The sequence below is a fragment of the Pseudomonas emilianonis genome, from assembly GCF_023072625.1.
In the GTDB taxonomy this organism is placed as follows: domain Bacteria; phylum Pseudomonadota; class Gammaproteobacteria; order Pseudomonadales; family Pseudomonadaceae; genus Aquipseudomonas; species Aquipseudomonas paraveronii.
In genome coordinates this window covers 1-9,317 of record NZ_JAKNRV010000204.1, presented here as the reverse complement: position 1 = coordinate 9,317, position 9,317 = coordinate 1, and the positions used below count along the sequence as shown (strand labels likewise).

Annotated in this window: 9 protein-coding genes and 1 pseudogene; 1 reads left to right on the top strand and 9 read right to left on the bottom strand. The window is 61.5% G+C overall.

All coding sequences use genetic code 11. The features are described from left to right. Positions 1-75, top strand: a pseudogene (locus L9Z73_RS31555) (hypothetical protein); the annotation flags it as partial. 17 nt (positions 76-92) lie between these two features. Here L9Z73_RS31555 and treZ read toward each other — a convergent pair. From treZ to L9Z73_RS19080, 9 genes are all read right to left on the bottom strand, one after another. Further along, positions 93-1,838: a malto-oligosyltrehalose trehalohydrolase gene (gene treZ, locus L9Z73_RS19120; protein WP_247404073.1), complete on the bottom strand. Its 1,746-nt coding sequence runs from the start codon at positions 1,836-1,838 to the stop codon at positions 93-95. A gap of 19 nt (positions 1,839-1,857) precedes the next feature. Beyond that, positions 1,858-3,414: a glycogen synthase GlgA gene (gene glgA / locus L9Z73_RS19115; RefSeq protein ID WP_247404071.1), complete on the bottom strand. Its 1,557-nt coding sequence runs from the start codon at positions 3,412-3,414 to the stop codon at positions 1,858-1,860. Between the two features lie 494 nt (positions 3,415-3,908). After that, entirely contained in the window at positions 3,909-4,862 is a 954-nt protein-coding gene (locus L9Z73_RS19110) for a D-2-hydroxyacid dehydrogenase family protein (RefSeq protein ID WP_247404070.1), read from the bottom strand. A 26-nt stretch (positions 4,863-4,888) separates the two neighbouring features. Further along, on the bottom strand, positions 4,889-5,902 hold the full coding sequence (locus tag L9Z73_RS19105; protein WP_247404068.1) for an alpha/beta fold hydrolase: 1,014 nt from the start codon (positions 5,900-5,902) through the stop codon (positions 4,889-4,891). A 43-nt stretch (positions 5,903-5,945) separates the two neighbouring features. Then, a complete protein-coding gene (locus tag L9Z73_RS19100; RefSeq protein ID WP_017846389.1) occupies positions 5,946-6,389 on the bottom strand; it encodes a YqaA family protein in 444 nt (147 codons plus the stop codon). Between the two features lie 3 nt (positions 6,390-6,392). Then, positions 6,393-6,839, bottom strand: coding sequence for a DUF411 domain-containing protein (locus tag L9Z73_RS19095; protein WP_247404067.1), 447 nt, complete (start codon positions 6,837-6,839; stop codon positions 6,393-6,395). A gap of 107 nt (positions 6,840-6,946) precedes the next feature. Further along, positions 6,947-8,200 (bottom strand): ferredoxin reductase family protein, encoded by a 1,254-nt coding sequence (locus L9Z73_RS19090; protein ID WP_247404065.1) that lies wholly within the window; start codon positions 8,198-8,200, stop codon positions 6,947-6,949. A gap of 145 nt (positions 8,201-8,345) precedes the next feature. Beyond that, complete coding sequence (locus L9Z73_RS19085; RefSeq protein WP_247404063.1) at positions 8,346-8,807, bottom strand: SRPBCC family protein; 462 nt, start codon at positions 8,805-8,807, stop codon at positions 8,346-8,348. A 90-nt stretch (positions 8,808-8,897) separates the two neighbouring features. Beyond that, a partial coding sequence (locus tag L9Z73_RS19080) for a methyl-accepting chemotaxis protein (protein ID WP_247404060.1) occupies positions 8,898-9,317 on the bottom strand: 420 nt, incomplete at its 5' end.

Here is a 9,317-nt window from a genome sequence, read left to right as displayed (position 1 = left end):
GGTTCAACCATCAGTCTGTTCGAAAAGTATTTCAAGCGCTTCGGTATCGAAGTGGATTACGTGCCTTTAGTGGATTTCCAGGTTCGCTTCGCTCAAGAGTGCTCTCCAACAGGGGATAGGGTAACGCGTGCGCTGAAGGGCGCCAGGTGCGTGTGGTCATGGGCCGGCGTCTGGAACAGTACGTGCTGCCCAGCGGCGTGAGCCAGGGCCGTGGCACTCAGGTTCAGGTCGATCTGCAACAGGCTGCCATTGCCCAGGCGCCAACGCGCGGTGACGGCGCCGTCTGCTAGCACCTGGGCACCGAGCGCGATGCTGCCGGGTAAATGCGGCACGATATGCGTGTGCCGCAGGTTCAGTAGGTGACGGTAGAACTGGGCGTGCGCGCTCTCGGCGAAAGACGGCGCTGACTGCTCAAAGGTCGACAGGGCGTTGGGATCGGGAATCCGCGCGCGACGCTCCGGGTCGTGGAACGCGGCAAAGTCGGCGAATTCATTGCGCCGACCTTCACGTACCGCTTCAGCCAGTTCGCCATGGTGATCGGTAAAAAACAGAAACGGCTCGCTGGCGTTGACTTCATCGCCCATGAACAGCAACGGGATCATCGGCGACAACAGCAGCAAGGTGGTCGCTGCCTTGAGCGCCTGGGGCGAACAGAGCTGGTGCAGGCGTTCGCCGAGGGCGCGGTTGCCGATCTGGTCGTGGTTCTGCAAAAACGCGACGAAGGCGGTGGGTGGCAAACCGCTGCTCGGTTCGCCGCGCGCATGCCCGTGGCGTGTGGTGTGGCCCTGGTAAATAAAGCCTTCGCCGAGGCAACGTGCGAGTTTGGCGGTAGGCGTTTGGGCAAAGTCGCTGTAGTAGGCATCGGTTTCGCCGGTCAGCAACACGTGCAACACGTTATGGAAGTCGTCGTTCCATTGCGCATCGAAATCGTGCTTCAACAGGCTGGCCTGGTTGAGTTCGTTTTCCAGCACTAGCCATACGTGACGGCCGGTGTCGACCTGTTGGCGCACCCGTTGTGCCAGCTCATGCAAGAAGCCGGGATTGTCGATGGCGTGTACCGCGTCCAGCCGCAGGCCGTCGAAGCGGTAGTCGAGCAGCCACATCAGCGCGTTATCCAGAAAGAAGTTCCGCACTTCACGCCGATCGAAGTCGATACCGGCGCCCCATGGCGTGTGTACATCTTCCTGGAAGAAGTCTTTGGCGTACTGGCCCAGGTAGTTGCCATCGGGGCCGAAGTGGTTGTAGACCACGTCGAGGATGACCGCGAGCCCGTGTTCATGAGCGCTGTCGATCAGCTGCTTGAGCTGTTCGGGACTGCCGTAGGAGGACTGCGGTGCGTAGGGCAGAACGCCGTCATAGCCCCAATTGCGCTCGCCGGGAAATTGCGCCAGGGGCATCAGCTCTATCGCGGTAACGCCCAGCTCGGCCAGGCGCGGCAGGTGTTTTTCGACTTGCGCGTAGCCCCCCAGCGCACCGACATGCAGTTCGTAGATCACGGCTTCATGCCAGGGCCGGCCTTGCCAGTGGTTGTGTCGCCATGCATAGGCGAGCGAGTCGACCACCAGGCTCCAGCCGTGCACGTCCGCGTCCTGGGCCCTGGACGCGGGGTCGGGAACATCCATTTCGCCATCGATGTTGTAGCGATAGCGCGTGCCCGCTGGGCACTTTATCTCCGTTTCAAACCAGCCATCTGCCTGGGGCAGCATGGCTATTGACTTGCCATCTTCCAATTCAACGCTGACATAAAACGCGTCTGGCGCCCACAACGCGAAACGCGTGTGTTGCGCGTCCAGCATGATTGCGCCGTGGGGCCAGGTTTCCAGAGTCCGTAACGGCATCTATGAAGACCTCCCTTGATTATTTAGTCGATTTCCCCAAGGCCTTGGCCACCAGTTGTTCATACAGTTCGGCGTAGGGTTCGACCGCCTGGCACCAGTTGAACGGTTGGGTCATGGCGCGGCAGCGCATGGCGTTGAGCAGGCCTGGGTAGGCGAACACTTTGAACGCACGGCTCAGGGCTTCGCGGTAGCTGTCCACGCTGGATTCGTTGAACAAGAAGCCGGTGACGCCGTCTTCGATGGTGTCCGCCAGGCCGCCGGTGTTGCGCGCGACCGGCAGCGAGCCGAAACGCTGGGCGTACATCTGGCTCAAACCGCATGGTTCATAGCGCGACGGCATCAGCAGAAAGTCACTGCCGGCAAACATGCGACGGGCGTCGGTTTCGTTGAAACCGATGCGCACACCGACCTGGCCTGGGAAACGCAGCGCCAGTTCGCGCATGGCGTGTTCTTCTTCAGGCTCGCCGCGGCCAATGATCGCGATCTGGCCGCCGTTCTCGACGATAAAGCTGGCGACCGCTTCGGTCAGGTCCAGGCCTTTCTGATAGACCAGCCGCGAGACCACGGCGAACAGCGGGCCGCTGGAGTCATGCAGGCCAAACAGGGTGCGCACGTGAGCGGCGTTGACCGCCTTGCCTTCCCAGTCGCCGATATTGAAGTTGTGGGTCAGGTGCGTATCAGTGGAGGCTTCCCAGCTTTCGTCGATGCCGTTGGGAATGCCGCTGAGCAGGCCTTGCTGGGTCTTGCTGGCGAGAAAACCGTCCAGCCCGCAGCCGAATTCCGGGGTGGTGATTTCCTGGGCGTAAGTGGCGCTCACCGTGGTGATGTGACTGGAGTAGGCCATCCCCGCCTTGAGGAATGACATCTTGCCGTAGAACTCCATGCCTTCCTGTTGCAGGGCATGGGGTGGAATACCCAGCTCCGGCGTCGAAGCGAGGCTGACCACGCCCTGGTATGCCAGGTTATGGATGGTGAACAGGGTGGGCGTGCGTGACCCACGCCAGTGCATATAGGCAGGCGCCAGGCCGGCCGGCCAGTCGTGGGCATGCACCAGGTCCGGGCACCAGTGGATTTGGGCGAGGTTGGCGGCCATGTCGGCAGCGGCCAGGCCCAGGCGTGCGAAGCGAATGTGGTTATCCGGCCAGTCGCGACCGTTGTTGGCGCCATACGGGGTGCCTTCGCGCTCGTACAGTTCGGGGCAGATCAGTACGTAGACAACCAGGCCGTCCTTGAGGTCCATGCGCCCGATCTTGCAGGGCGGCAGCGCGGCGTGGCCACCCAGCTCACCGATGATATGGATCGGGTTGTCGCTTTCCATCACCTGCGGGTAACCGGGGATCAGCACACGCACATCGTGCAAGTGCGCCATAGCGCGGGGCAGGGCAGCGGAGACGTCGCCGAGGCCGCCGGTTTTAACCAGGTCGGCAAATTCGGAGGTGACGAACAAGACTTTCTTTCGATTGGGGTTATGACTCGCGATCGGCCGCACAGTGTTGGGCAGATCGACCAGCGATGTTGGCCCCCCTGCCGATTTACTAAAACGCTCTCCCTGAGTATCTACTGCGGCACTGATCATAGTTCTCTCCCACATGTTGGTTGGCTGGTGGCCCGCTGCCACTAGCTCCGAAGACCGCTTCCTGCGGCCAGACGCACAAGCGCTATACAGACTGGCAAGGCTTGTGCCAGTTGCACGGTTAGCTGAAATAGAGTGGATGGACGGGCATTCGGTCTGAACCGCTTATGCACGCCTAACCCTAAACCTGACCTACGGCAGAGTTCTAAAGTTTCGATTTTTTGCGGGGCTTTTGTTTTGGAACGGACCCATCGGTGATGAGTCTAGGACAAATCCTAAAGACTGTAGGGTTTATGTGGAAATTTTGTAGGACAAAAAAACTTGTAACAATATGCGACATTGAAAGGCTGCGCAGGCGCTTGCGGATTAGCGCACTACGACTGTGGCTCGGGAGCTTGCTCTCGCTGGGCGCGAAGCGGCCCCGATACAGGGCCGCAATGTAGCCAACGGAAGCAAGCGCCTTCGCCACAGTAGTGCGCGTGCGCCGAGTTGGTGCGTTAGCCGAGCACGCGAATGGGCGTGCCCTCGGCCCAGGCTTGGATATCCTCGACCATCTGCTGATAAAACTGCCGGTAATTCTGCTCGCTCACATACCCGACGTGAGGGGTGGCCAGCACATTCGGCAAATGGCGCAACGGATGATCCACCGGCAGCGGCTCCTCGGCATACACATCCAGCGCGGCCCCCGCCAGGCGGCCGTTGCTCAATGCCTGCAGCAGCGCGGGTTCGTCCACAATCGGCCCGCGTGCCGTATTGACCAGGCGTGCCGTCGGTTTCATCCAGCCCAGCGCCTCGGCATCTACCAGCCCACGGCTACGCTCGCTGAGCACCAGATGGATGGTGAGGATATCGGCCTGTTCGAACAACTCGCGCTTGCTGACCCACGTGACCCCGGATTCCGCCGCGCGCTGCGGTGTGAGGTTTTCACTCCAGGCAATCACCCGCATCCCGAACACCTGGGCAAATTGTGCGACCTTCTGGCCGATGCTGCCCAGCCCGAGAATCCCCAGGGTCTGGCCATGCAGGTCGCCGCCCAGGCCCACCTGCCAGTGGCCGGCGCGCAGGGAATTGGCTTCGGCCAGCAGGTTGCGCGTGGACGCCATGATCAACGCCCAGGTCAGCTCCGGCGCCGCGTGTTTATAACTGTCGGTACCGCACACCTGGATACCCAGGGCTTTGGCGGCGGGGAGGTCGATGGCGGCGTTGCGCATGCCACCGGTCACCAGCAGCTTGAGGTTCGGCAGGCCTTGCAGCAGGGGTTTGTCGAAGGTCGAGCGTTCGCGCATCACGCAGATCACGTCGAAGCCTTTCAGGCGTTCGACCATCGTGGTGGTGTCTGCCGGATACTCGTGCAGAAAATGCACCTGGCCGACCGCCGCCAGGGCCGACCAATCCACCACACCACGGGCGACGTTCTGCCAATCGTCAATGACTGCGATCTGTAGCGACATTGTCGCGTGCCTCTCATAAAGTTGGATTAAAGGCCGTTGAGCCCTTGCAGCAAGGCCTTGTGGAACTGCGCCGGTTCTTCCATCTGCGGTGCGTGGCCCAGGCCCGGAAACTCCACCAGCGTGGCGCGGGAAATCAATTTTGCCACCTGTTTGCCCAGCACCTCGTAGTGCCCGATCTTCGCCTTGACCGCCGGCGGCGCGAGGTCCTTGCCGATGGCGGTGGTGTCGCTGGTGCCGATCAGCAGGAGGGTGGGCATCTGCAAGTCCTTGAACTCGTAGTACACCGGCTGGGTGAAGATCATGTCGTAAATCAATGCCGAGTTCCATGCCACCTGGGTGTGGCCGGGGCCTTTGTTCATGCCGGCGAGCATCTGTACCCAGCGCTCGTACTCGGGCTTCCAGTGGCCGGCGTAGTAGGTGTCGCGCTCATAGCTGCGGATGCCGTCGGCGCTCACCTGCAGTTCGCGCTCATACCATTGGTCGACGCTGCGATAAGGCACGCCGAGGGCCTTCCAGTCTTCCAGGCCGATCGGGTTGACCAGCGCCAGTTGCTCGGTTTGCTCTGGGTACAGCAGCGCGTAACGGGTGGCGAGCATGCCACCGGTGGAGTGGCCGAGCAGGGTGGCCTTTTGAATGCCGAGTTGTTCCAGCAATTGGTGGGTGTTGATCGCCAGTTGCTGGAAGCTGTACTGGTAACTGTCGGGCTTGCTGGAGGTACAGAAGCCGATCTGGTCGGGTGCGATCACGCGGTAACCGGCGTCGCTCAACGCCTTGATCGAACCTTCCCACGTGGCGCCGCAGAAGTTCTTGCCGTGCAGCACCACCACACTGCGACCGTTGGCTTTGCCGGTGGCCGGGATGTCCATGTAGCCCATTTGCAGGGATTTGCCCTGGGACTGGAAGTTGAAATGCTCAACCGGGTAGGGGTATTGGAAACCCTGCAGCTCAGGCCCGTAGCTAGGGCCTTCGCTGGCGGCGAACACGGGCGCTGCGCCGGCAGCGAGCAGGCCGGCAATGCAAAAGGTGCGGATTAGAGGCATGGCGGGGCTCCGAGTAGGGTGCCCGGATGCTGTTTGCAGGCGATTAAGTGGGGATTAACACCCAGTGCAGGGTCAGCGCGGCCAGCACGCCATAACGCACGCCCTTGGCCAGGGTCACCAACAGCAAAAACCGCCACAGTGGCTCGCGCATCACCCCGGCGATCAAGGTCAGCGGGTCGCCAATGATCGGTACCCAACTGAGCAATAACGTCCAATGCCCCCAGCGTTCATAGTGGCGGCGCGCCTTGTCCAGTTGCCTGGCGTTGACCGGAAACCAGCGCCGCGCCTTGAAGTGCTCGATCGAGCGCCCCAGCAGCCAATTGACCAGCGAGCCGAGTACATTGCCCAGCGTGGCGATGCCCAGCAGCCACCACAGGCTGTAATGCCCGCTGAGCAGCAGGCCCACCAACACGGCTTCCGACTGCAAGGGCAGGAGTGTGGCGGCGCCGAATGCCGCGAAAAACAGCCCCAGGTAACCCGTCAGCATCGATCAGTGTGCCGGGTAGTCAGCCACCACCACATCTTTGCCGTCACGGGTCAGGCCGAGGACTTGGTAGGCGTCACCGTGGCCGTCCATTTCCATGCCGGGCGAACCCATGGGCATGCCCGGCGCGGCGATCCCGAGCAAATCATCGCGCTTGCGCAGCGCCAACACTTGCTCGGCGGGTACGTGGCCTTCGACGAACTTGCCGTCGATCACGGCGGTATGGCACGACCCCAGGCGCGGCGCGACGCCGAGGCGTTGTTTGACCGCGCTCATATCGGCTTCAACGTGGTCATTGACCTTGAAACCGTGGCTTTCCAGATGGCTGATCCATTGCTTGCAGCACCCGCAGTTGGCGTCGCGGTGTACGTCGATGGGGATCAGGTCGGCCGCCTGGGCCAGGCCGGTGGTCAACAGGGCTGAAAGCAGGGCCAGTCGCAATGGGGTTTTCATGGGGCATCTCGCTAGTCAGAGCAGGTCATCGGATGGGCGCTATCATGCCAGTTTATGTGCGCCGCCAAACCCCCTTCGGGGGCTGGGTTGAACCGCGTTCGGTTGTTTCAGCGAAACTCGAACCGTTCGCTGTGCAGGTTGGCCGGCGGAATCCGGTGGGCGTTCATCAGTTCGCGGACCTTGACCAGCAAGCCCTTGGGGCCACAGAAGCTGACATGCACCTTGTCGGGGGCGGTCTCGGTCACGGCCTGGCGCAGGGTGTCGGCCAAGCGCTCCAGACCGCCGGAATTACTGACGAATTGCGCACCGCGTAAGCGGGCCATGGTTTGCACCTGCTCGGCAGGCGGGAAGGCGCGCGAGGGCGTGAAGCAATAGACCAGCGTGGCTTTGTCGAAGTCTTTGGCCGCAGGGTCTTGCAGCCAGGAAATGAAGGGCGAAATACCCACGCCGGCCCCGATCCAGATTTCCCGCTCGGCCTCGGCGGCGCGCTTGAAGCGCCCGTAAGGCGCATACAGATCGGCGCGCATGCCGACCTTGGCGCACTCTGCCAGGGCGTTGGTGTAATCCCCCAGGCCTCTGATCATGAACGAAATCTGCCCGTTCGCACTGTTTGCGCTGGCGATCGTGAACGGATGCGGTTCGCGCAGTCCTTTGACCTGCATCGCCAGGAACGCGAACTGCCCGGCCTTGAAGTCGAACCCTTTGTGAATCGGCGCCAGCGTCAAATGCAGGGCGCCGTTGGCTCGGTTGACGGCCGTCACCCGGTATTCGCCGGCACGAGCCACCGAGGGGTAAAGCACCAGCTTATAGAAGACCGCGATTACGCCCAGGCCACAGCACAACGTCAACCAGACGCCCGATGGACTGGCCAGGGTGATCGGCGATTTGAAGCTCAGCCAGTGCAGGATCACGATCAGGAACAGCGGGCCAGACAGTTTGTGCCACCAGCGCCAGACGCTGTAAGGGATGTTGCGGTTCAACGCCAACAACACGATCAGGCCCAGCGCCACGTAGCTCAACTGACGGACCAGGCGCGTCCAGTATTTGGGCAGCTCCATGATGGGCACGCTGTTCCACACATCCAGGTTGGCCTTGAACACAAAGTGATACGTGGCAAACACCAGCGCCCAGATGCCCAGCCACTTGTGTACCTCGTAGACGCGATCCAGGCCGCCAAACACGCTCTCCACTACCGACCAACGACTGGCCAGAATGCAGGAAGTCGCCATATACACCAGGGCGGCAGTGCCGAGCAGCAAGCTGAGGGTTGCTGAGGTCAGCCAGGTATCGACCGGGATATCAACGAGTAACGTCAACGTCGTGATCAGAAAGAGGACGACGAGGCAGTGGCGGGTTTTCAACGGGTACTCCTAAGGTTTCTTCGGGGGTGAGTGAGTGCTCATCTCTCGTTTCTCAGGGTATCCGGTTACGGGAAGGCTGGCCTTGACGTCGGTCATGTGCAGGGGAGCAGTCGATACCTCGACGCCTCCCCCTGGCAATGCTGACTCATTCGACGATGGCGGGGTTTTCCAAGCGCTGCTTGAGCTGGTCCAGCGCGATTGTGGACAGTTCAACCATGCGTTCGTGCAAGCCGGCGAGTTGCAATTCGGTTTCATAGGTCAACACGCGCTTGAACAGCGTGCCGTCACGAAGGGCCTGCAGGCTGTAGTGGATCGAGCCGTCGACGGCCAGGGAGGTGAACACCGCCTTGAATTCTTCTGGGGGACGGGCGATCTGTACGCGGTAACTCATGGGAACCCGCACGCCCAGCAGGTCGATCACCTCGGTAAAGCGCGTGCCGGCGGGGAGTGAACCGGTGGTGCCGGTGTCGGCGCTGAGGGAGGTGGGGTGCCATTCGTGCCAGCGATCCGGCTGGGTCACATAGCGGTAGACCGCATCGATTGGGGCTTGGATAAAGCGTTCCTGACTGATCCGTGCCAAGCGGACCGACTGCTCGACAGCGCGCATGGCACACCTCCTGTGTGGCGAAACTACGCGCCGGGAGCTGTCAGAATAGACCTACTCCCATGCATCGCACGGGAGTGTCTCATTAATTTATCAGCGCACCTTGAAGCGACTCATCAACGCGATCACCCGGCCATTGGCGTTGAGCAGACTTTGAGTATTGGTTTCAGTGGCATGGCCGCTTTGCACCAGTTCCTCGACCATATGTCGGATATGAACCATGCTGCGGTTGATCTCCTCCGTCACGGCGCTTTGCTGCTCGGCGGCTGTGGCGATCTGGGTGCTGAGGTTGTTGATATGGCTGACCGAACCGGCCATTTCGTCCAGGCCGATGTTCACCCGCGCCGTGGCATCCGCTGCCGACTGGCAACTGGCCTGGGTGTTTTCCATGGCCTCCACCGACGAGCTCACGCCGATGGTCAGCCGTGCGAGCATTTCGTTGATCTGCGAGGTGCTGGCCTGGGTGCGCGCGGCCAGTGCGCGCACTTCGTCGGCCACCACCGCGAAACCACG